23 protein-coding genes and 3 tRNA genes are annotated in these 20804 nt (G+C 56.2%); 9 read left to right on the top strand and 17 right to left on the bottom strand.

Annotation, left to right across the window (positions count from 1 at the left end):
- The first annotated feature begins 30 nt into the window (after positions 1–30).
- Complete coding sequence (gene tsr, locus M8318_RS04435) at positions 31–1692, top strand: methyl-accepting chemotaxis protein (RefSeq protein WP_262661109.1); 1662 nt, start codon at positions 31–33, stop codon at positions 1690–1692.
- 112 nt (positions 1693–1804) lie between these two features.
- Here tsr and M8318_RS04440 read toward each other — a convergent pair whose 3' ends face one another.
- Both M8318_RS04440 and M8318_RS04445 read right to left on the bottom strand, forming a co-directional pair.
- Entirely contained in the window at positions 1805–3166 is a 1362-nt protein-coding gene (locus M8318_RS04440; protein ID WP_262661110.1) for an MFS transporter, read from the bottom strand.
- A gap of 206 nt (positions 3167–3372) precedes the next feature.
- Positions 3373–4287: a GntR family transcriptional regulator gene (locus M8318_RS04445; RefSeq protein WP_106995722.1), complete on the bottom strand. Its 915-nt coding sequence runs from the start codon at positions 4285–4287 to the stop codon at positions 3373–3375.
- A gap of 147 nt (positions 4288–4434) precedes the next feature.
- Between M8318_RS04445 and M8318_RS04450 the strand changes: the two genes are divergently transcribed.
- Positions 4435–5457, top strand: a complete 1023-nt coding sequence (locus M8318_RS04450; protein WP_262661111.1) for a zinc-binding alcohol dehydrogenase family protein — start codon at positions 4435–4437, stop codon at positions 5455–5457.
- A 51-nt stretch (positions 5458–5508) separates the two neighbouring features.
- Here the strand turns inward: M8318_RS04450 and opgB are convergent, their stop codons facing one another.
- From opgB to M8318_RS04495, 9 genes are all read right to left on the bottom strand, one after another.
- Positions 5509–7800 (bottom strand): phosphatidylglycerol--membrane-oligosaccharide glycerophosphotransferase, encoded by a 2292-nt coding sequence (gene opgB, locus M8318_RS04455; protein ID WP_262661112.1) that lies wholly within the window; start codon positions 7798–7800, stop codon positions 5509–5511.
- Positions 7801–8010: 210 nt separating this feature from the next.
- Positions 8011–8508, bottom strand: a complete 498-nt coding sequence (locus M8318_RS04460) for a DUF2501 domain-containing protein (RefSeq protein WP_262661113.1) — start codon at positions 8506–8508, stop codon at positions 8011–8013.
- Positions 8509–8592: 84 nt separating this feature from the next.
- Positions 8593–9330 (bottom strand): DNA replication protein DnaC, encoded by a 738-nt coding sequence (dnaC, locus tag M8318_RS04465; protein ID WP_262661114.1) that lies wholly within the window; start codon positions 9328–9330, stop codon positions 8593–8595.
- Positions 9327–9872, bottom strand: coding sequence for a primosomal protein DnaT (gene dnaT, locus M8318_RS04470; protein ID WP_262661115.1), 546 nt, complete (start codon positions 9870–9872; stop codon positions 9327–9329). The genes dnaC and dnaT overlap by 4 nt, the downstream gene beginning before the upstream one ends.
- Before the next feature lie 106 nt (positions 9873–9978).
- Positions 9979–10407 carry an organic hydroperoxide resistance protein gene (locus M8318_RS04475; RefSeq protein ID WP_142488135.1) on the bottom strand — a complete coding sequence of 143 codons (429 nt, stop codon included), beginning with the start codon at positions 10405–10407 and terminating at the stop codon, positions 9979–9981.
- Between the two features lie 32 nt (positions 10408–10439).
- A complete protein-coding gene (locus M8318_RS04480; protein WP_262661116.1) occupies positions 10440–11081 on the bottom strand; it encodes a TetR family transcriptional regulator in 642 nt (213 codons plus the stop codon).
- A gap of 66 nt (positions 11082–11147) precedes the next feature.
- The gene (locus M8318_RS04485) at positions 11148–11621 is read right to left on the bottom strand and encodes a threonine/serine exporter (RefSeq protein WP_262661117.1); all 474 of its coding nucleotides are present in this window, start codon (positions 11619–11621) and stop codon (positions 11148–11150) included.
- Positions 11612–12388, bottom strand: a complete 777-nt coding sequence (locus M8318_RS04490; protein ID WP_106994137.1) for a threonine/serine exporter family protein — start codon at positions 12386–12388, stop codon at positions 11612–11614. The genes M8318_RS04485 and M8318_RS04490 overlap by 10 nt, the downstream gene beginning before the upstream one ends.
- A 188-nt stretch (positions 12389–12576) precedes the next feature.
- Positions 12577–12876: a hypothetical protein gene (locus M8318_RS04495; protein ID WP_262661146.1), complete on the bottom strand. Its 300-nt coding sequence runs from the start codon at positions 12874–12876 to the stop codon at positions 12577–12579.
- Between M8318_RS04495 and M8318_RS04500 the strand changes: the two genes are divergently transcribed.
- Both M8318_RS04500 and bglJ read left to right on the top strand, forming a co-directional pair.
- Positions 12827–13558: a helix-turn-helix transcriptional regulator gene (locus tag M8318_RS04500; RefSeq protein WP_262661143.1), complete on the top strand. Its 732-nt coding sequence runs from the start codon at positions 12827–12829 to the stop codon at positions 13556–13558. The genes M8318_RS04495 and M8318_RS04500 overlap by 50 nt on opposite strands.
- Entirely contained in the window at positions 13558–14193 is a 636-nt protein-coding gene (gene bglJ / locus M8318_RS04505; protein ID WP_262661144.1) for a DNA-binding transcriptional activator BglJ, read from the top strand. Before M8318_RS04500 ends, bglJ begins: the two co-directional genes overlap by 1 nt.
- Positions 14194–14237: 44 nt before the next feature.
- Here bglJ and M8318_RS04510 read toward each other — a convergent pair whose 3' ends face one another.
- The gene (locus M8318_RS04510; RefSeq protein WP_166181538.1) at positions 14238–14696 is read right to left on the bottom strand and encodes a YbaK/EbsC family protein; all 459 of its coding nucleotides are present in this window, start codon (positions 14694–14696) and stop codon (positions 14238–14240) included.
- Between the two features lie 332 nt (positions 14697–15028).
- Here M8318_RS04510 and M8318_RS04515 point away from each other — a divergent pair, with 332 nt between their 5' ends.
- On the top strand, positions 15029–16372 hold the full coding sequence (locus M8318_RS04515) for a PTS sugar transporter subunit IIC (RefSeq protein ID WP_262661118.1): 1344 nt from the start codon (positions 15029–15031) through the stop codon (positions 16370–16372).
- A gap of 44 nt (positions 16373–16416) precedes the next feature.
- On the opposite strand, the gene fhuF is transcribed toward M8318_RS04515, so the two are convergent.
- Positions 16417–17205: a siderophore-iron reductase FhuF gene (gene fhuF, locus M8318_RS04520; RefSeq protein WP_262661119.1), complete on the bottom strand. Its 789-nt coding sequence runs from the start codon at positions 17203–17205 to the stop codon at positions 16417–16419.
- A gap of 156 nt (positions 17206–17361) precedes the next feature.
- Here fhuF and M8318_RS04525 point away from each other — a divergent pair, with 156 nt between their 5' ends.
- Complete coding sequence (locus tag M8318_RS04525) at positions 17362–17592, top strand: DUF1435 domain-containing protein (protein ID WP_106994142.1); 231 nt, start codon at positions 17362–17364, stop codon at positions 17590–17592.
- A gap of 39 nt (positions 17593–17631) precedes the next feature.
- Here the strand turns inward: M8318_RS04525 and M8318_RS04530 are convergent.
- From M8318_RS04530 to rsmC, 4 genes are all read right to left on the bottom strand, one after another.
- Positions 17632–17717, bottom strand: a tRNA-Leu gene (locus M8318_RS04530).
- 32 nt (positions 17718–17749) lie between these two features.
- Positions 17750–17835 (bottom strand) — tRNA-Leu (locus M8318_RS04535).
- A 29-nt stretch (positions 17836–17864) separates the two neighbouring features.
- A tRNA-Leu gene (locus M8318_RS04540) sits at positions 17865–17950 on the bottom strand.
- A gap of 139 nt (positions 17951–18089) precedes the next feature.
- Positions 18090–19118, bottom strand: coding sequence for a 16S rRNA (guanine(1207)-N(2))-methyltransferase RsmC (gene rsmC / locus M8318_RS04545; protein ID WP_262661120.1), 1029 nt, complete (start codon positions 19116–19118; stop codon positions 18090–18092).
- A gap of 102 nt (positions 19119–19220) precedes the next feature.
- Between rsmC and M8318_RS04550 the strand changes: the two genes are divergently transcribed.
- The 3 genes from M8318_RS04550 to yjjG are packed head-to-tail and all read left to right on the top strand — an operon-like array spanning position 19221 to position 20741.
- On the top strand, positions 19221–19634 hold the full coding sequence (locus M8318_RS04550; protein WP_261644725.1) for a DNA polymerase III subunit psi: 414 nt from the start codon (positions 19221–19223) through the stop codon (positions 19632–19634).
- Positions 19603–20046: a ribosomal protein S18-alanine N-acetyltransferase gene (rimI, locus tag M8318_RS04555; RefSeq protein WP_106994145.1), complete on the top strand. Its 444-nt coding sequence runs from the start codon at positions 19603–19605 to the stop codon at positions 20044–20046. The genes M8318_RS04550 and rimI overlap by 32 nt, the downstream gene beginning before the upstream one ends.
- Before the next feature lie 17 nt (positions 20047–20063).
- Positions 20064–20741, top strand: a complete 678-nt coding sequence (gene yjjG / locus M8318_RS04560; RefSeq protein WP_262661121.1) for a pyrimidine 5'-nucleotidase — start codon at positions 20064–20066, stop codon at positions 20739–20741.
- The last annotated feature ends 63 nt before the right edge of the window (positions 20742–20804 follow it).

Consider the following 20804-nt stretch of genomic DNA (forward strand, 5'->3'; position numbering starts at 1 on the left):
TTCTGTACCTGTCTGGTGGAATGAGAACTCATGTTAAATCGTATAAAGATTGTTACCAGCTTACTGCTGGTCCTGGTTATTTTTGGCCTGTTACAACTCACATCCGGTGGTCTTTTCTTTAATGCCCTCAAGCATGACAAAGAAAACTTCACCGTTCTGCAAACCATTCGTCAGCAACAATCCACGCTTAACGGCAGCTGGGTAGCGTTGCTGCAAACCCGTAACACCCTGAACCGCGCGGGCATCCGCTACATGATGGATCAGAACAATATCGGTAGCGGCGCGACCGTGAACGATCTGATGCAGATTGCGTCGGCTTCCCTGAAGCAGGCGGAAAAAAACTGGGCGGACTACCAGGCCCTGCCGCGCGACCCGCGTCAGAGCGAAGCCGCCGCGCTGGAAATCAAACGTAACTACGATATCTATCACGGTGCGCTGGCCGAGCTGATCCAGCTCCTGGGTGCGGGCAAGATCAATGAGTTCTTCGATCAGCCGACCCAGGGTTATCAGGACGGCTTTGAGAAGCAGTACGTGAACTATCTGCAGCAGAACGATCATCTGTATCAGACCGCGGTCGATGACAGCAACAGCTCCTACAGCCAGGCGATCTGGATCCTGTTAAGCGTGCTGGTCCTGGTGCTGGCGGTGATTGTCGGCGTCTGGGTCGGTATCCGTCACGCGCTGATCTCTCCGCTGAACCGCCTGACCGACAGCATTCGCCATATCGCCAGCGGCGACCTGGTGAAGCGCATTGAGGTGGACGGTACTAACGAGATGGGGCAGCTGGCTGATAACCTGCGTCATATGCAGGCTGAGCTGATGCGTACCGTGGGCGACGTGCGTAATGGTGCCAATGCCATTTACAGCGGCGCAAGCGAAATCTCTATGGGTAACAACGATCTCTCCTCCCGTACCGAGCAGCAGGCCGCTTCCCTGGAAGAGACCGCCGCCAGCATGGAAGAGCTGACCGCTACCGTGAAGCAGAACGCCGAGAACGCCCGTCAGGCAAGCCATCTGGCGCTGAGCGCGTCCGAGACCGCGCAGAAAGGCGGGAAAGTGGTGGATAACGTGGTGCAGACCATGCGTGACATCGCTGGCAGTTCGCAGAAGATTGCTGACATCATCAGCGTGATCGACGGCATTGCTTTCCAGACCAACATCCTGGCGCTGAACGCCGCGGTAGAGGCAGCGCGTGCCGGTGAGCAGGGTCGTGGCTTTGCGGTGGTTGCCGGTGAAGTCCGTAACCTGGCGCAGCGCAGCGCCCAGGCTGCACGCGAGATCAAGAGTCTGATTGAAGACTCCGTGGGTCGCGTTGAGCTGGGTTCTACCCTCGTAGAGAGCGCCGGTGAAACCATGGGCGAGATCGTCAGTGCGGTGACCCGCGTGACCGACATTATGGGCGAAATCGCCTCTGCCTCTGACGAGCAGAGCCGCGGTATCGACCAGGTGGGTCTGGCGGTTGCCGAGATGGATCGCGTGACGCAGCAGAACGCCTCTTTGGTGCAGGAATCTGCGGCAGCCGCCGCGGCCCTGGAAGAGCAGGCGAGCCGCCTGACGCAGGCAGTGGCGGTGTTCCGTATTCAGCAGGACCAGCAAAAATCCCGCGCGCACGCGGCGAAAACCGTTGCCACGCCGGTGACGACGCGTAAAGCGGCCGTTGCCGACAGCGGTGATAACTGGGAAACCTTCTGATGTAAAAAGCGCCCTGTTCAGGCAGGGCGCTGTGTTTGTGCCCGGCGGCGCTTTGCTTGCACGGGCCTACGGTTTTGTAGGCCGGGTAAGGCGAAGCCGCCACCCGGCAATACTACTGCTGGCGCGGATCGCTGATCGGCTGACGCACCAGGAAGATATACGCCAGTGCCCCTAATGCCGTGACGCAGCCGCAGATAATCAGCGCCAGGCGGAACGAGTGGGTGGTGTCGACAATAAACCCGGTGACAATCGGCGCAAACGAGGCGCAGATGAAGCTGGCGAAGTTCTGAATACTGCCCACCGAGGCGGTCATTCGTGATGCCACGGCCACGTGGATCAATCCCCAGCACGACGTTCCCGCAAAGTGGATGCAGAACAGCGCCATCCCAATCAGCAGTACCGCACTCATCGCCGTGGTCGCTTCCGGCACCACGAAAGTAAAGGCCGCCGATAACAACATCCCGCTAATAATACACAGCTTACGGCTGCGGACCGGCGCCATGCCGCGTTTGACCAGCGCATCGGTGGTGAAGCCGTTCACCAGCATGCCCGCCGCACCAAACAGGAACGGGATCGCCGCCATCAGGCCGGTGCTTTTGAGATCCAGGTTATAGGCGGTTTGCAGATACCCCGGCAGCCAGGCGAGATAGAGCCAGGCGGTGTAGTTGATGCCGCTGAAGCCCAGCATCATCCCCCACATGGTGCGGTTGCGGAACAGGCTGCGCCATTCAGCAAAACTTAACGGATCGCGGCGGGCGTTAACGCTCCCGGCATTCAGGTACGCCTGCTCGACGCCGCTCAGGGCAATCTCCTCGCGGTTGCGATAGAGCATGTACCAGCCAATGGCGAGGAACACCCCCAGCACGCCGATGGTGATAAACATCCCGCGCCAGCCCATCACCAGCATCATTGCCGCCAGCAGCGGCGGGCTGATGGCCACCCCGATGGTTGAGGCGGCGTTAAAAATGCCCATCGGACGGCCGCGCTCTTTGATGTTGAACCAGTCGTTGATCACCTTCACGCCGCACGGGTTCATCGGCGCTTCGCCAATCCCCATCCCGATGCGCACCAGCACGAACTGGGTGAAGCTGTGAACCATCCCCGACATCGCCTGGAACAGCGACCAGAAGAACATACCCAGCCCCAGCATCAGGCGCGGGCCTTTGCGGTCCAGCAGCGGGCCGCAGGGCAGCTGCGCGATGCCATACGCCAGCGAGAAGACCGACAGCAGGGCGCCGATCTCGGTGGCGCTGAGCCCCAGCTCTTCGCGGATGGTTAAATTCGCCACCGACAACGAACTGCGATCGAGATAATTAATCACCGCGGCAAAAAATAATAACAGCATCGCCGTGGTCTGGATGCGCTTAATACGCGCGCTACGCTGAATAGCACCCGCTGGCGGCAGAGACATATCGGGGATATTTTCTTTGTCAAAGGTGGTCTGCGGGTCGAGAGTTATATTGCTTTTTTCCACGCCGGACTCCTGAATAAAGGTAGGGTTATTTCTCGGGTCTATTTATTGGAGAAATATCTATAACGACCAGTGATGAAATAAAGGTATTCATCACCACTCACGGAAATAAGTCGACTCCAGGTGAGCATAGGCAGCCGCTAATTTCCCGCGTGCGCCCGATTGCGGAAGCGTGCAGTCCGTATAGATTTGCTGTTTTTAATCGGTACTTAATAAAAGACCGTCGCGCTCTGTTTGATGGAGCGGATCATCGACTGTTTGGCGGTATTCAGGTGGTTGCGCATCGCCAGATTGGCATCGAGATCGCTGCGGCAGATCAGCGCGCTGAGGATGGTCATGTGCTCGTCGATGGCGATGATATTGCGCTGCTTCAGGTCGCTCTCGTCCCACTGGTAGTGGAAATGGAAGATAAACGAGATGATTTCCAGCGACTGGTTGAAAAAGATATTGTTGGCGGCGGAGAGCAGCAGGGAGTGGAAGTCGCGATCCAGCCGGGAAAACTGGCGAAAGCTGTCGCCGATGCTGTCGCGGAGGGCCCGGTGCTCCTCCAGCAGGGTGCGGGCCTGCAGCCAGCGCGGGTCGCTGTCGGGCAGGTTGAGAAAATGCTGCAGGGCGTGGGTTTCCAGCATTTCCCGCAGCTCGAACAGCTGCTCAGCCCACGACTGGTCGAACTGCTTCATCCGCCATTGGCCACGTTTCTCACTCTCGATCAGGTTGTAGCGGCTGAATTTAAGTAAGTACTCCCTAACCACCACCGGGCTGACGCCTGCGCTGCGCGCCAGCTCCAGCTCCGAAAAGGCCTCCCCGGCACGCAGGATGCGCTGGTTAATCATCGACAAAAAGCTCTGCTCAAAGAGCCGGGTCTGCTCCGCCAGCGGGGCGATTTCGCAGGTAAAGCCGTCCCCGGCATCGGGCTTGCGGGCAATCACATAGTCACTGTTGACCCGCGTCAGAACGCCGCAATCGCAGAGATGAGTCTGGATATGGCGCACGGTGGTGCGGCTGATGTTGTACATCTCCGCCAGCGCGCTCTGGGACGGCAGCGGCGACGGGATGTGGCCCCGGGCCATATCGTCGATCACCTGGTTAATCACGTTATGACGCAAATTTTGTGAACGGCTCATGAGCATTCCTTAGTGCAGCGAGTGGGCAATTAAAACCCTATTTAAAACGGCTTTATGCGCGGGGATTCACACTTCCTGTTTTTGTCTTCCCGTTATTTCGCGTTTTCATCAATATCTGAAACCACGAAAGAACAGGAGAGCGAAAAAATGACGACGATGAATACGCTGGTGTGTCAGGAGCCGAAAAAATTACGCTGGGTGCAAAGAGACGTGCCCGCTCCCCGGGATAACGAAGCGCTAATAAAAATAAAAACCGTGGGGATTTGCGGAACGGATATACATGCCTGGGGCGGCAATCAGCCCTTTTTTAATTATCCCCGCGTGCTCGGGCATGAAATATGTGGCGACGTTGTGGCGCTGGGAAAAAATATTCAGACGTTGAATACAGGACAGCAGGTGGCGGTTATTCCTTACGTGGCCTGCCAGCAATGCCCGGCCTGCCAGAGCGGTAAAACCAACTGCTGCGAAGCTATCTCGGTGATCGGCGTGCATCAGGACGGCGGTTTCAGCGAGTATCTGTCGGTGCCTGAGAGCAATCTGCTGCCCGCCGACGGCATTAATCCGGAGGCGGCGGCCTTGATCGAGCCCTTTGCCATCAGCGCCCATGCGGTGCGCCGGGCAGCCATTCAGCCAGGGGATAGTCTGCTGGTGGTGGGGGCGGGGCCGATTGGTCTGGGGGCGGCGGCGATTGCCCACGCGGAGGGTGCGAACGTGATCGTGGCCGATACCAGCCCGGCCCGGCGCGAGCATGTGCAGGCCTGCCTTGGCGTGCCCGCGCTGGATCCCTCCGCGGCTGATTTTACCGATCAGTTGCGAGCGCAGTGCGGCGGCGCGCTGGCGCAGAAGGTGATTGATGCCACCGGCAATCCGCAGGCGATGAACAATGCCGTCAATCTGATCCGCCACGGCGGGTCGATCGTTTTCGTCGGGCTGCACAAGGGCGATCTGCAGTTTTCCGATCCGGAGTTTCACAAGAAAGAGACCACCATTATGGGCAGCCGTAACGCCACCGGAGAGGATTTTGCCAAAGTCGGGCGGTTGATGGCCGAAGGGAAGTTAACCGCAGAGATGATGCTGACCCACCGCTATGCGTTTCGCGAGCTGGCGGAGGTGTATGAGGCGGAGGTAATTAATAATCGCGGGCTGATTAAGGGCGTGATTGCATTTTAAGCTTGCCATGCAGCGCCCGGGATCTGGTTGGGCGCTGCTTTTTTTATGCTGTCAGCCTTCGGCGTTAACCACTTTGATCTCCACCATGCCGATCCCCAGCTGACGCGGGGAGTGACCGAGGATATTCCCCTCGTTGGTGGATTCTGGCGCAGGCGGCACAATCACCAGGGTGCTGCTGTGCGACGGATTGTCGAAGTGCAGCGTGGTGGTGGTAACCTCATTACCGAGGGTCAGGGTCTGTTCGGCGTTGCCAATGCGTACCGGAATCGGTTTATTGGCGTTTGGCCCCCAGGCTTTGGCGGTGATCACCAGGTCAAACTTCGCCGGCAGCGGCTGGTTGTATTCGATCTTCACCTCATCCCCGAGCTGGGCGTTGGACCAGCGGCCCCAGGACTCCGGACGCGAAATACCGCTGAACTGCTTCACCTCCTCCGGCGCGCCAGCGACGTTAAAGACGAAGCTGTCGGCCTTGTAGCGGATGTCGTTATCGGAGACTTTCAACATATCGACGTTACGCTGATAGCGGTCAGTGCTGATGACGGTCTCTTTAAAGGCGGTTTTGCCCTTCCACTGTGCTTTATCAACGTGCTGTACGCTCTGTTCGCCACCCAATTGGCCCTGGGAAACACACCAGTCTGTAGAGAGCGACAGCGGCTGCGACCACAGCTGACCCATCTTGTAGCAGCGATCGACCCAGACGAAGTTATCCCGCGGGGCGAAGTCGGCCAGCTGATAGCGCAGCGGGGCGGAGTATTCGCTTTCCGGCAGCGGCTCGACCCGCTTATCGGAGACGCGCAGCAGCAGCGGCAGACGGAAATGGCTCCCGGAGAAGGCCATCATGTTCTTCTGGCTGTCGATGGTGAACTCTTTCAGCTCTTTCGGGAAATTCCACAGGCGGATCACGTCCGGTTTCCACGCCAGCACTTTATCCTTCATGTTGAGGAACACCTCGGACAGTGACTGCCCGGAGAGGCTGCTGCGGCCGAGGCCGATAAAGTTATCCCCGCCGAGGATATCCAGCACCGTCGCGCCGTTATCCATAGTGTTGCGCTTAACGGCCATCACCTCCTGCTGAGGTTTATCGCCACGCAGAACAAAGAACAGGTTGCTGCGATCCTGCTTGTTCAGTGCCTCCCAGGCGCTGTTTTTCATCGCCAGATGGTCGGAAGAGACCACAATCACCGTGTTTTTAAAGTACGGCGAGGCTTTGATTTTTTCGATCAGCGCCGCGATATGTTCCTGACTGCAGCCCACCGCGCTGAAGGACTGATTGGGTTTACCATCAATCGCATAGCTTTTGCGCTGGCAGGTGCGTGAGATAAAGCCGTCCGGGTGGTGGGTATCCACCGTCAGGGCAAACAGCGAGAAGCGTTTGCCGGACTGCGACAGCTCCTCGAATTTTTTCCAGGTTTCGTCCAGCACCGTGTCGTCGTAAAAGCCCCAGTCGTTGCGGTACGTCGGGTCCGCGACGGTGGTTTTTAACTCTTCCGCGCCGTAAAGGTGGTCAAAGCCGTGGGACTGCAGGAACACGTCTTTCCCGGCGAAGCGCAGGTTGGCACCCTGCATGAAGTAGTTCTCATAGCCGGAGTTTTTCAGGATATCGCCGAGGCAGATATTCTGCGGGAAGAAGCTGGAGACCGACGCCGAGGCATTGCCCTCGAACGGCGCAAACAGTGGGATCCCGCACTGGGAGGCGACCATTCCGGCGATGGTGTAGTCGGTGCCGGGCAGCTGCGCGGTATGGCTGAAGTCGATCCCTTCATTTTTGATGGCGCCCAGCTCCGGGGCGAGATCCGGGAAGGCGTTGTTATCAAAATAGGTGCGCTCAAGGCTCTCGCCATAGATATAGACGAGATTGAGTTTCGGGTTCGGGATCGTTTTGCCCGGCTCTTTATAATAGGCCGCGAAATCAGGATCGCCGTCGCGCGATTGCGATTTCACCAGCTCGGTGATCTGATGAAACGCCGGACTGGCGTCCACCGAGGCGAGCGCCAGCACCAGCGCCAGCAGGCTGTAGCCGAGGTGGTGCGGATGATGACGGCGGCGGCGCAGGATCCAGCCCAGCAGGGCAAATACGCTCACCAGCGCAACCACCACGCCGACGCCAGGCAGGATGTACTTACTTACCCCTGCGCCGGTCAGGCTGTTGGTCAGGGTATAAAGGACGGCATCGTTAATACCATCCCCGGTAAAATAATCGCTGGCGTAGAGGGTAATATTTAAAACGACAAAAAGCCCCAGCACCAGAAGGGTGACGGCAAACCACCAGGTATTACGACCCGCCTTGCGGGAATAAATCACCACCGAGGCGAGAAACAGGGCAACAGAAATAAACTCTGACAACAACTTATCCTCAATAAGGGCAGTCGCTGGTTAGCGGACTAACTGTATAATTTTTGGGTGATACAATGTAATGGCGATGCCATTTAGCTGCAATTGTAGTGTCACGAAATTGTGCTGTTGTTAGGATTTGGTTTAGAAAATGCAATGTTTGACGGGCGTCGCTTTACGCGGAAGGGAGAGACGCCGCGACCTGGTCGCGGCGTAAAAGGATCAGGAGATAAAGCTGAGACCCTGCTTCAGGACAAAATCACAGGCCTGAGCTTTGACCTTCTTCGCCAGCGGGGTGTTGCCGATGGTTTCCAGGTTCAGCTGCTGACCGTTATTCGCATTCAGCAGACCCTGGATCCCTTCCAGATAGTTGGTGTCCTGCTGTTGCTCTTGCGGGGTTTCCAGGCCCAGTTTCCCTAATACCTGATTTTTAATATTGGTGGCATCAGTCATCGAGGCCAGCTTCTCTTTGGCGCAGTATTCGAGGATCCCGGCTGCGTTATTCATGTTGCTGGCGCTGAGGGAGTCGGTGCTGCTGTTGAGCAGGCCGGTCAGTGAGGAGAGAGAAAGACCGCCGGTCTGAGACGAGGTGGTGCTGTTGCCCGCGCTGAGCTGGCTGGCAGCACTGTTGAGCGAATCCTGCCAGGAGGTTGCTGCCTGTGCTGCACCGGTGACCAGCAGGGTGCTTAAGGCGGCGCTGAGAAGAAAATGTGTTTTCATAGGAGCTACTCTGTCGATGGCCCGCCGGGGCGGAGTGGCTGGCAGTATAAACCCCCGCGGCATCGGACTTCCTGGGTAAATATCCTAATACTCTTTGCCGGTCACGCGGCTGCGATAGCTTTCCCAGTCAAAAATCAAATACAGGCTGTCGCCGAGCTTCATGCGATCCATCACCCGCTCACCCAGCAGGCGGGTCATCTCTTCGATGTTACTGTTGGTGAGCATGCCGGTCGGGCGCTTGGAGGAGGATCGGCGATCGACGATCTGGTTGATAATCACTTTTTCGTAGCGCGACTCAGACTGTAGGCCGATCTCGTCGATCACCAGCAGATCCACGTTACTCAGATCGTTCAGGAGCTGCTCTTCGCTGGTTTCCCGGTTGCTGAAGGTATCTTTCATCGCCGACATAATGTCGGCCACGGTGATAATCAGTACCGATTTGCCGCGCAGCAGCAGCTCATTACAAATGGCCGCCGCGAGGTGGTTTTTACCGGTGCCCGGCTTGCCGCTGAAGATAAAGCTGGCGATGTTGCCGTCGAACTCTTCCACATACCGACGCGCCTGTTGCAGGGCTTTTAACTGCCCCTGATTCTCGACCTTGTAGTTGTCGAAGGAGCAGTTCTGATGCAAAGGGCGAATACCGGAGCGGTTAAAGGTGCGCTGCATCTTCATGGCGCGGTTCTCCCGCTCCAGCGCCGCGGCGCGGATCTTGCCTTGCTCCTTCTGCCACGCCAACAGCTCTTCGCCGGTGGTAAAGGCCGGTTTGACGTTGGCAGGCATCATCTTTTGCAGACGCTTCATCAGTTCGCCGAACTCTTTCATTTGGCACCTCGGAATCCGTGGGGAATCTGTTTATCCGGTTCAGAAATAGCATTGATATCGCGTTTTTGTAGCCCACTATTGTTGGCCCGGTTGATCTGCACGCTGCGGGCCAGCTTTTGCTGCCACTGAATATGGTGGAAGACTTTCCCTTCCGCCTGCCAGTAAGCGGTGAAGGCGGCCAGCTCTTCCGGGGCGACGGGCTGGGTGAGGGCAATGCCCCACAGCGCCGCCTGACGTTGAAAATCGGGGTCGGGCTGCCAGCCGTTATACATGGCAAATTTGCCCATCGGCACGGCAACCGGCGCGCTGGTGGGTTCGTCGAAGAATTGCGTATCCAGAGTGACGTCGCTGGTCGGGCGCGACAGGCGCGCTTCCAGCTCCAGCAGCTGAGCCAGACGCTGGGGCGTGATCGCATAAAAAGCCGGTGCATTATCGGCAAAAACGGCGACAGTACCGCCTTCAGCATTGGCCAGCACGGCGCGGGGATCGTGCATAAAGGCATCAATGCCAGTGACGCTGTTGGTCAAAATTCTGGAGGACATAATACTTCTCTACTGGATTACTGCGGACGTGATATGGGCTTATGGTAGCACAGAGAGGAGGGGGGCTGGCAGGGGTCTGATACCCACTCTCTGCCCCCCTGAAAAATCAGGAGATAATGTTCAGCGTCACGTCAATATTGTTGCGGGTGGCGTTGGAGTACGGGCAGACAATATGCGCCGCATCGACCAGCTTTTTCGCCTCGGCGGCGTCCATCCCCGGCAGATGAATATTCAGCTTCGCTTCGATGCCAAACCCGGTTGGCAGCGGGCCGATGCCCACTTCCCCTTCAATAAACGCGTCCTGCGGCAGGGTGATTTTGTCGCGGTTAGCCACAAACTTCATCGCGCCGAGGAAACAGGCCGAATAGCCTGCGGCAAACAGCTGTTCCGGGTTGGTCACTTCCCCGCCCGCGCCGCCCATCTCTTTGGGAACACCCAGTTTGACATCCAGAACGCCGTCGGACGAGGTGGCACGGCCATCACGGCCCCCGGTGGCTTTGGCTTTGGCGGTATAAACAACTTTATCTAAAGACATGTTGAGTTCCTTATTTCAGGGTTGTGTGCAAGCTATGGACAGGTATAACGCAAGGCAACCTGAACCGCCATCTTTCGGTAGTGCTGGCGCTGGGCCTGCTCATCGGCCCCGTCTTCAAACAGCAGGGTGAAGGTGTAGCTGTTGGCCACATAGTGAAAGCTGAAGCTGCTGATCAGGCGGTGCAGATCCCGGGCGTTTACCGTCTGGTTAAACAGCTGCTTTGCTTTTCCACGCTTAAGGATGGATTCCAGCAGATCCAGCGCGCTGCGGTTTACCTGACGCAGCAGCGCCGATTGCTGCATAAACCGTCCGCGCTGCATATTCTCCATGCAGATAATCCGAATGTAATCCGGGTGGTCAGCGTGATAATCAAAGGTGGTTTCGACCAGATTCACCAGTGCTTCAACCGGCGGCAGCGCATCCAGACTGAGCTGCTTTTCACTGGCGCGGATCTGGGTATAGACATACTCCAGCACCAGCAGATAGAGGTTTTCTTTGGTCTTAAAGTGATACACCACCATGCGTTTGGTGGTGCCTGCTTTTTCGGCAATCTGCTCCATGCGCGCGCCGTTCAGTCCGTACTCGGCAAACAGCGAGAGGGCGCTGAGAAAAATTTTGTCTTTCAGGCGGGATCCGTCACTGTTTTCTGCGTGTTCGCTGTCAGGGGTAGACACATCCGTTCCTTACTTAGCCACATGAGAACCCAGGATTATCACCACCACAGCGGGATAACACAACTCTCAAACCCGGGGGCGTTTGCGGTAGAGCCAGAGCCCCGGGATCGACAGCCCGATCGAGAGCGCGCCAACGATCGACGACGCTTTCAGGAAGTTAGTCAGCAGCATGATCATCTGCGCTTCGCTGTAGCCAAAATGGCTAATCTTCACCGCCGAAATCATTGCCGTATAGGCGGAGATGCCAGGAAACATGGGAATGACCGCCGCGACGGTAAACACTTTCGGGTGGGCCAGATACCAGCGCGACCACTGGATCCCGATGCTGCCTACCAGCATCGAGGCCATGAATGTTGACCACTCGATATTCAGCCCGGCGGTCATCATCGCCATCCGCGAGCCGTGCCCGATGGCCCCCAACAGCGCACACCAGGGCAGGGCGCGCTGGGGAACGTTAAACACCATCGCAAAGCCCACTGCCGGAATGGCCGACAGCGCCATGTCCTGGGCCAGCGCCCACAGAAAATCGATTATGCCCATCCGCGTAGCCCCCATAAGGTCATGGCCATCACCACCCCGATACAGGTAGCCAGAGTTAACAGGCTGGCAATCGCCCAGCGGGCAAGGCCAGTATTGATGTGCCCTTTAAACATATCAGCCACCGCATTGATCAGGGGGAACCCCGGCACCAGCAGCAGCACGCTGGCGGCCATGGCGATGGTGGGGGTGGTAGCAAATGCCGGGACCCGCAGCAGCAGGCCGGAGACCGTGGTGGCGACAAAGGCGGTGATGCAGAAGTTAATTTGCGGGTGCAAATGCCGGTGCGTCAGCACCTGGCGCACGTACATGGCGAGGGTGCTGGCAATTAAGGTGACAAAGGCGCCGTCCCAGCCGCCGTTATTGAGTTTACAGAAGCAGGCGCAGGAGAGGCCAACCATCAGCACCACCAGCCAGCGCGGATAGCGCAGCGGTTTGATCTGGCTGAAGCGCTTTTCGACCCCCTGCGCATCCAGCAGCTTATGTTCCGCCATAATCACGATGTGCTGCACCTCGGTGACGACGTGCATGTTGATCCCGCGATCCTGGTTTTTGCGCGTGGAGGTCAGACACTGGCCCGCTTTAATGGTGGTCAGCACAATGGCATTCGAGGAGATCGCGCTCTCCACGCTGTCCATGCCGAGCGCCAGCCCCAGTCGGGTGGAGAGCTCCTCCACCAGGGCGCTCTCTGCCCCGTGTTGCAATAAAAAAAGGCCGCACTGAATACAGAGTCGCGTAGCGGCGCGTTGTGATGACTGATCTGCCTGCATCTGTTGCCCTGAGGAGAGAGTGACGATTGAGTGGCTGGAATGGTTACTTTTAGCACACAACCCGGTAACGCTTGCTCTGGGTTAGATCAAGGTTTAGGCAGATTAGCGCTACGATAATGCGCCATGAATGAAACAACTAATTATTGATTTCTATGGTTTTTATATTTATATATTTATTAATTTTATATTTAGAATATCTTACGTCCGGATTTGGAAAATATCAGGGGGATGGTATTAACATTTAATGCTAATTTTGCGATATTAATAACCGTTTTGGCGGTGTATAAATTTGTGATGCTGGTTCTTATCGCACTCTCATTTCGCTCAGCTAATGAAAAAGGAAAAAACATTACATTTTTACGTCGCCCTGATAAATAAGCAGGTATTTCAATTGGATGAAAGACGTGGAATGACTGTATGAAAGGATTCGGAGCGCCAATGCCGTCAATGAGTTGTAAAAGCGCAATAATAATTAGTAAATCACCCATAATGCAAACCGGCCTCGGTAGCATTATGTCTCGTTATTTTCCTGACTATGAGCGCGCATTTAGCCGATCTCAGGAAGAACTGACGCTTCTTCAGCTACGCCGCGCCATTGTGGTTATTACGGATCTCTCTGGCGACCAGCGCAATGCGCGTAGCCTCTGCGAACAGTATTACAGGCTACAAAATCAGTATCGGGATATTCACTGGATTTATCTGGTTCCGCGTACCATTTATCCCCTCGCTGTCGAGCTCTTAATGCGGCCAGAAAGCACGTTGCTTTCCGACATTGAGCCCATTGAAGGCGTGGTAAACGCTATTCGCTCCGGGAGCGAGCATGCGGAACGTATTAGTCAGACATTGTTAAAACCCGAGCCGGAAGAGTTTTATGACAATCAGGATGATGTCATGTTGACCTTTTCGGAACGAAAAGTACTGCGCCTGCTTGGCAAAGGATGGGGAATTAATCAGATCGCAGCATTACTGAAAAAAAGTAATAAAACGGTAAGCGCGCAAAAGAATAGCGCCATGAGAAGACTCTCCTTAACCAGTAATGCCGAAATGTATGCGTGGATTAACAGCACCAAGGGAATGAAAGAGCTGAGTTTATTCTCTGCCTATGGAGAGCAAGACGAATGGAAAAGAGCGCCGCAAAAAGACATATCGCTATCGTCGAAAAGTGCATGATGAGTGCTATGGGGCTGAAGCACCTTTTTACCAGCCCCGCATTTAATGGTTTTGAAGTACACCTGTTTAATAATATCGCCAGTTTTCAATCCACACTGAATTTTGTCCCGTACTCAACGTTAATTTATTCACTTTCAGACGAGCGTGAAGAACGACGTAATTGTCTGGTGTGTATCAAAGGGCTGGCCGCCAGCCACGGTATGATTCAGCGCATTGTGCTGGCGTCAGACGAGAAAGAAGCCAGCCTGATGAATCAGCTTTCACCTTCACGTCTGCACGGGATTATTCTCAAGTCCGATCCGCTGGCCGCTCTGCAGGAGCAGCTCAGCAAACTGTTGAATGAGAACCGCCGGGTGAATGACAGCATAAACAATCACTGGAATATTCATCGTGGACGGCTGCTGAGCCCGACCGAACGCGCCATTTTACAGTTTATGTCCTGCGGCTACTCCATCCAGGAGATTGCTACCCAGCTGGATCGCAATATCAAAACCATTCGGGCGCATAAATTTAATGCCATGATGAAGCTCGGCGTGCACTCCGACGTGGGGCTTCTGGATGCGGCAGATATTCTGACGCACTTCCCGGTGCCCGATCACCGCGCGCCGCGCTTCCTTCCTGCGCTCCATTCCTGAGCCGCGATACAGCGCCTGTGCCAGACCCGGGGCTGGCGCAGGGCTTACAGGCAAACGTCCACCCATGTGGCTTTGGTCAGCTCGGCCATGCGTTCCGGTGAAATGCGCACCGCGCTGTGAATGGCACCTGCGGCAGGCAGGACTTCGGCATACTCCCGCAGCGAAATATCGCAGTAGATCGCCAGCGGATTTTCCAGCCCGAAAGGGCATACACCCCCGACGGGATGGCCGGTCACTGTTACCACCTCGTCGCTGCTCAGCATCCGGGCTTTTGCGCCAAAGGTCTGCTTCAGCTTTTTGTTATCCAGGCGCGCGTCACCTTTGGCAACCACCAGAATCACCTCATCTTTAATTTTCAGCGACAGCGTTTTCGCTATCTGACCCGGCGCGACATTATGCGCTTCGGCAGCCAGCGCAACGGTAGCGGTACTTTGACCCAGCTCGATGACTTCTACGTCAGGGGCATGGTCAGCAAAAAACTGGCGCACAGACTGCAAACTCATTGTTTCCTCCAGAAAAATACTCGGCGTAATCCGGCATAAGAAATTATGCTCAGTAAATATTCCCTAAGTCACTAAACGCCAACATCAGCGATTTCTGGATCCTCTTCACAATCACGGAAACCGGTTACAGTAACCGGTTGCAGACCGCGAATCAGAGATTAATACTGATTACGTCATTTCCCCTGTATCCCATAAATAATAAGAGTCGATTATGAAACCTATCCGTTTGAGCAGTACCGCTGGTAAGCGAACCAGCAAGGTGGTGAAAGTGGTATATGGAACACCGTGCGGCGTGACTGCGCCCGAAACGATCGTCTGACAGGAGAGCCGTTATGTCTGCCAACCATGCTGCGTTTAACCTGATATTCCGCTTTGTCGAAAACTATGTCAGCCCCATTGCCGGACGCATCTCTTCCCAGCGTCACGTGATGGCGATCCGCGACGGCTTTATCTCCGCCATGCCGTTTATGATTGTCGGTTCATTCTTGTTAGTGTTTGCTTACCCGCCGTTTTCGCCGGACACCACCTGGGGCTTTGCCCGCGCCTGGCTGGATATGGCAAAACAGTTTGAAGGCCAGATCCTGACCCCGTTCGATATGACCATGGGGGTGATGTCTCTCTATATCTGTGCCGCTATCGCCTATAACCTCGGCAAGCACTACGTCAAATCGCACCAGCTCGACCCCTTCATGTGCGCCATGCTGTCGCTGATGGCCTTCCTGCTGATTGCTGCGCCAAAAACCAAAGGCGCGCTGCCGGTGGATAGCCTCGGAGGGACGGGGATTTTCACCGCCATTCTGGTGGCGATCTACTGTGTGGAGATGATGCGTTTCCTGAAGGCGCACAACATCGGTATCCGCCTGCCGGATCAGGTGCCGCCGATGATCAAAAACTCCTTCGATCTGCTGATCCCGGTGCTGGTGGTGGTGTTAACCCTCTATCCGCTGAGCCTGTTCATTCAGTCGGAGTTTGGCATGCTGATCCCGCAGGCCATTATGGCTATCTTTAAGCCGCTGGTATCCGCTGCGGATTCGCTGCCGGCAATCCTGCTGGCGGTGCTGATCGGCCATCTGCTGTGGTTTGCAGGCATTCACGGGGCGGCGATTGTCTCGGGGATGCTGCAGATGTTCTGGCTGACCAACCTCGGGCTGAACCAGACCGCGCTGGCGCAGAGCGCGCCGCTGCCGCATATCTTTATGGAAGCGTTCTGGACCTTCTTCATTGTGATTGGCGGCTCCGGGGCGACGATGGGGCTGGTGTTCTGCTACCTGCGTAGCCGTTCGGCGCACCTGCGTTCGATTGGTCGTCTGAGCGTGGTGCCGAGTATTTTCAACATCAATGAGCCGGTGATCTTTGGTACGCCGATCGTTATGAACCCGGTATTCTTTATTCCGTTCCTGCTGGCCCCGATGGTGAATGCGGTGCTGGCGTGGGCGGCGATGAAGCTGGATCTGATTGGTCGCGTAATTTCCGTGGTGCCGTGGACGGCGCCTGCGCCTGTAGGGGCCGCCTGGGCGCTGGGCTGGGATTTCCGCGCGGCGGTCCTGGTGGTGCTGTTAGCTCTCGTCTCCGCCATCATCTACTACCCGTTCTTCAAAGTGTACGAGAAGCAGCTGCTGGCGCAGGAAGCCGAAGAGGCTCAGCGTGCCGACGAAGAAAGTCAGCAGGTGGCGTAATAAAAGCAAAACGGCGACCAGAGGTCGCCGTTTTTAGTGTCTGGCTATTTAAGCGTGCAGTCCCCGCACTGCTGCACATCCGGCAGGCGATAGCGCTGGCAGCAGGTGCGACGCACCAGCAACCCGTCGCGCGGAACCACTGTACGATAAAGCGGGTTATCACGCCCATCCGACAGCTGGCGGGCAAAGAAGATGGATTGGCGCAGCGCGTCGACCTTCTCATCACCCAGCAGGGTTTTCATTTCGGTCAGATACCAGTGAATTAAATACCCGGTATTGCTCCAGATAAGCTTGCCATTGATCTCACCTGTCTCTTCCAGCGCCTCAACCACCGGGATCAGCGCCCGGGTAATCAGCACTTCAATTCTTTGCTGCGCAGAAAGCGAGGTCGTCTGACTGTCTTCCTGGACGTCGATCCAGAAGCAGGCGGCGCGCCCGGTTTCGTGAAACTCAACGTGGAAGTGCTCAGGGGAGAGATCCAGCGCCACGTCCTGAGTGAGCAGGGCCAGCATCATCGGCGGCACCATCAGCCCGATATACCATTGCGCCCACAGCGACAGCAGCGGCTTGTTTTCGCGCGCTAACGTAGGTTGATTGCGATAGATGTGATCCGCATAGGTCGCCAGCAGCGACTGCAGTTCGGCAGGGCGTTGCCACTGTGCCAGCGTCAGGGCGTGATGCGGAGGCGTTTCATCCAGCTTAATGACATCCAGCATATGCGCACGCGTCCCGGCAATGGCATCGCGTACCGCATCCGCAAGCCCTGAAGGCCCGGTCGGAAGGCGGGTTTGCCAGATAACATTCTCAATGACGTGTGCGGAGCGTATGGCCATAAGTAAGCTGGATAAAAATCTAAATGATAATGATTGCCAATCCTAACTATAGATAAAACCGTGCGCAAGATTTTTTACACATTTACGCCCTGCGCTGACAAATGAGAAATTATATCATATGATATTGGTTATCATTATCGAGGCGGGAGACGGATCATGTTGAGCAGAGCGTTAGGGAGTGGATGGGGAGTGATACTGCCGGGGGCGATGATGGCCGGGCTGGCCTTTACCGATCTGTCGCTGGCGGTCTGGAAACTGATTATCGTGTCGGGATTGCTGATTTCATCCGCCATGATCTGGCATAAACAACTGCGGCACTTTGTCCTGCTGCCATCCTGTGTCGCGCTGATTGCGGGAATGTGGGTTCTGGCGATGAATCTGAACTGAGAGAATAACAAGAGAGAATTTCAGGAGAGATAAGATAATTGGTGCGAGGGGGGGGACTCGAACCCCCACATCCTAAGGACACTAACACCTGAAGCTAGCGCGTCTACCAATTCCGCCACCTTCGCACAGTTATCTTATTTTATTGATATCGCCTCGTTGGTGCGAGGGGGGGGACTCGAACCCCCACATCCTAAGGACACTAACACCTGAAGCTAGCGCGTCTACCAATTCCGCCACCTTCGCCCAGTGCGAGCAATATCAATCATGGTTGTTGGTGCGAGGGGGGGGACTCGAACCCCCACATCCAAAGGACACTAACACCTGAAGCTAGCGCGTCTACCAATTCCGCCACCTTCGCATACCAACGATACAAAAAAGTATCGCAACCACGGAGGCGCATTCTAGATGTTTTCAGCTATTCGTCAACAGATAATTGTGCCGGATGTTTTGATTGTTGCAAAAATGGCCCGATCGGGGAGATCGGGCCGGGGGAGACGTTACTTCTTCGCCTGGCGGGTCATGATCGCGCGGTAGATCTTAAAGCGGCCGGTCTGAGCCAGCACTTCGTGGAAGCCGAAGACTTCATCCAGCACTTTCGGATACGGCAGGAAGGCGTTCGCCACGATGCGCAGTTCACCACCGCTGTTCAGATGGCGTACCGCGGTGCGGATCAGCGTCTGTGCGGCTTCGAGGCTGGTTTCCATACCGTCGTGGAACGGCGGGTTGGAGATGATCATATCGAAACGACCGGTCACGTCGGAGAGCACGTTGGAGGCGAATACCTCACCTTCAATGCCGTTAGCGGCCAGGGTCGCGCGGCTGGCTTCAATCGCGGATGCGCCGACATCGGTGAGGGTTAAACGCACCTTCGGTGAGTGGCTGGCGAGCACTACAGAGAGCACGCCTGCGCCACAGCCGACATCCAGCACTTTACCTTTGGTGTGCGGCGTGAGGGTAGAGAGCAGTAGCTGGCTACCCACGTCCAGACCGTCACGGCTGAAGACGCCCGGCAGCGTTTTGATGGTCAGACCATCCAGCTGATATTCGCCCCAGTATTTTTCTGCGTCGAAGGTCGGTTTTTTGTCCAGACGGCCATGGTACAGGCCACAGCGGCGGGCGCTGTCGACTTTGTTCAGCGTGGCGTAATCCGCCAGCATCTGCTCGGCGCTACGCACGCCGCTGCGGTTTTCACCGACCACGAAAATATCGCAGCCCACTGGCAGCAGGGAGAGCAGGTTCATCAGCTGGAACTGGGCTTCGGGTTTGTTCTTCGGCCAGTAGTAGATCAGCGTATCGCAGTCCGCCACGTCGCTCTGCTCAGCCACCAGGCTGTAGCGAACACGCTCGCCCATCTGGCGGCTCAGTAACTGCCAGTGGTGATACTGCTGGGTGTGGGCGCGGCTCTCAGCGCACTCGAAACGGGCAGGCAGGTCATCCTGCATATCTCCGGCAAACAGAATACGGCTTTGTTCGAAATCATCACTGTGGCGCAGCAAGACTTCACTTGCCGGGGTAAATGCAGACATGAATTGTTCCTCAATAAACTCAGGCGGGGATTATAGTAGGTAGATGGCGCAGATTCGACACATTTGGTATATTTGCGCGCCTGACAGACAGGAGTTTTCGCAATGGCATCCCGACGAGACAGGCAATTACAGCAACTGGGCATCACCCAGTGGGCGTTGCGTCGCCCGGCGGCCTTGCAGGGCGAAATCGCCATCTCGCTTCCGGCGCACATTCGCCTGGTGATGGTGGCGCAGGAACTGCCCGCGCTGAACGAGCCGTTGATTGCTGACGTGCTGCGCGCCCTGAAGCTGGACGCCGATCAGGTGCTGCAGCTGACGCCCGAGCGCGTGGCCATGCTGCCGCCAGACGGTCGCTGTAACAGCTGGCAGCTTGGCGTGACGGAAGAGATGGCACTGGAGGGCGGCAACCTGGCCACCCCGGTATTGGACGAACTTAACGCGAACCCGGCGGCACGTCGCGCGCTGTGGCAACAAATCTGCGAACATGAACACAATTTCTTCCCTCACGACGACTGATTTAGCCCAGGCTTTTGAGATCGAAAAACGCGCCCACGCTTTTCCGTGGAGTGAAAAAACGTTTGCCAGCAACCAGGGCGAGCGTTACCTCAACTATCGGCTGGATGTCGATAATACCCTGGCGGCGTTCGCCATTACGCAGGTCGTTCTGGATGAGGCGACGCTGTTTAACATCGCCGTGGATCCTGCCTTTCAGCGCCGTGGGCTGGGCAGAGAGCTGCTGGAACATTTAATTCGCGAGCTGGAAACACGAGACGTTTTCACGCTGTGGCTGGAAGTACGCGCCTCGAACGCCGCCGCCATCGCACTCTATGAAAGCCTGGGCTTCAACGAGGCGACGATCCGCCGTAACTACTACCCCACCGCAGAAGGACGTGAAGACGCTATCATCATGGCTCTGCCGCTTGGATAACAAAAAAGGTTGTAACGATGAACTGGGACTGGATTTTCTTTGATGCTGACGAAACGCTGTTTACGTTTGATTCGTTTGGCGGCTTACAGCGGATGTTTCTCGACTACAGCGTGACCTTTACCGCTGAAGATTTCCAGGATTACCAGCTGGTGAACAAACCGCTGTGGGTGGATTATCAGAATGGTGCCATCACCGCGTTACAGCTGCAGCATCAACGTTTCCAGGGATGGTCTGAGCGTCTGAACGTTCCGCCAGGCGATCTTAACCACGCCTTCCTTAACGCGATGGCCGAGATTTGCGCCCCGCTGCCGGGTGCCGCCTCGCTGCTGGCTTCGCTGAAAGGCAAGGCGAAGCTCGGGATCATCACCAACGGCTTTACCGCCCTGCAGCAGATCCGCCTGGAGCGCACCGGTTTTCGTGACTACTTTGATTTAATAGTGATCTCCGAACAGGTTGGCGTGGCCAAACCGGCCGCCAGAATCTTTGATTATGCGCTGGCCCAGGCCGGCAACCCTGACCGGGCAAAGGTGCTGATGGTAGGGGATACGGCAGAGTCCGATATCCTTGGCGGGATTAACGCCGGGCTGTCCACCTGCTGGCTGAATGCGCACAACCGCCCCCTGCCGGAAGGAATCAAACCGACCTGGACCGTGGCCTCCCTGAGCGAACTGGAGCAACTCCTGTGTAAACATTGATTGCCTGCCCCCTATTGATGGGTAAAATAGCCGCAAATTCGTATTCCAAATGCGTGGCGTGCT

Origin of the sequence: Leclercia tamurae (assembly GCF_025566055.1) — a bacterium.
Classification (GTDB): domain Bacteria; phylum Pseudomonadota; class Gammaproteobacteria; order Enterobacterales; family Enterobacteriaceae; genus Enterobacter; species Enterobacter tamurae.

Bases quoted from the DNA above. Each gene is read 5' to 3' on its own strand.
- M8318_RS04525 (WP_106994142.1), top strand. From the start codon at position 17,362: ATGTTGAGCAGAGCGTTAGGGAGTGGATGGGGAGTGATACTGCCGGGG.
- tsr (WP_262661109.1), top strand. From the start codon at position 31: ATGTTAAATCGTATAAAGATTGTTACCAGCTTACTGCTGGTCCTGGTT.
- dnaC (WP_262661114.1), bottom strand. From the start codon at position 9,330: ATGAAAGAGTTCGGCGAACTGATGAAGCGTCTGCAAAAGATGATGCCT.
- bglJ (WP_262661144.1), top strand. From the start codon at position 13,558: ATGAGTGCTATGGGGCTGAAGCACCTTTTTACCAGCCCCGCATTTAAT.
- M8318_RS04510 (WP_166181538.1), bottom strand. From the start codon at position 14,696: ATGAGTTTGCAGTCTGTGCGCCAGTTTTTTGCTGACCATGCCCCTGAC.
- rimI (WP_106994145.1), top strand. From the start codon at position 19,603: ATGAACACAATTTCTTCCCTCACGACGACTGATTTAGCCCAGGCTTTT.
- M8318_RS04550 (WP_261644725.1), top strand. From the start codon at position 19,221: ATGGCATCCCGACGAGACAGGCAATTACAGCAACTGGGCATCACCCAG.
- fhuF (WP_262661119.1), bottom strand. From the start codon at position 17,205: ATGGCCATACGCTCCGCACACGTCATTGAGAATGTTATCTGGCAAACC.
- M8318_RS04490 (WP_106994137.1), bottom strand. From the start codon at position 12,388: ATGCAGGCAGATCAGTCATCACAACGCGCCGCTACGCGACTCTGTATT.
- M8318_RS04450 (WP_262661111.1), top strand. From the start codon at position 4,435: ATGACGACGATGAATACGCTGGTGTGTCAGGAGCCGAAAAAATTACGC.
- M8318_RS04475 (WP_142488135.1), bottom strand. From the start codon at position 10,407: ATGTCTTTAGATAAAGTTGTTTATACCGCCAAAGCCAAAGCCACCGGG.
- M8318_RS04500 (WP_262661143.1), top strand. From the start codon at position 12,827: ATGCCGTCAATGAGTTGTAAAAGCGCAATAATAATTAGTAAATCACCC.
- M8318_RS04460 (WP_262661113.1), bottom strand. From the start codon at position 8,508: ATGAAAACACATTTTCTTCTCAGCGCCGCCTTAAGCACCCTGCTGGTC.
- yjjG (WP_262661121.1), top strand. From the start codon at position 20,064: ATGAACTGGGACTGGATTTTCTTTGATGCTGACGAAACGCTGTTTACG.
- rsmC (WP_262661120.1), bottom strand. From the start codon at position 19,118: ATGTCTGCATTTACCCCGGCAAGTGAAGTCTTGCTGCGCCACAGTGAT.
- M8318_RS04445 (WP_106995722.1), bottom strand. From the start codon at position 4,287: ATGAGCCGTTCACAAAATTTGCGTCATAACGTGATTAACCAGGTGATC.
- M8318_RS04485 (WP_262661117.1), bottom strand. From the start codon at position 11,621: ATGGGCATAATCGATTTTCTGTGGGCGCTGGCCCAGGACATGGCGCTG.
- dnaT (WP_262661115.1), bottom strand. From the start codon at position 9,872: ATGTCCTCCAGAATTTTGACCAACAGCGTCACTGGCATTGATGCCTTT.
- M8318_RS04495 (WP_262661146.1), bottom strand. From the start codon at position 12,876: ATGGGTGATTTACTAATTATTATTGCGCTTTTACAACTCATTGACGGC.
- M8318_RS04515 (WP_262661118.1), top strand. From the start codon at position 15,029: ATGTCTGCCAACCATGCTGCGTTTAACCTGATATTCCGCTTTGTCGAA.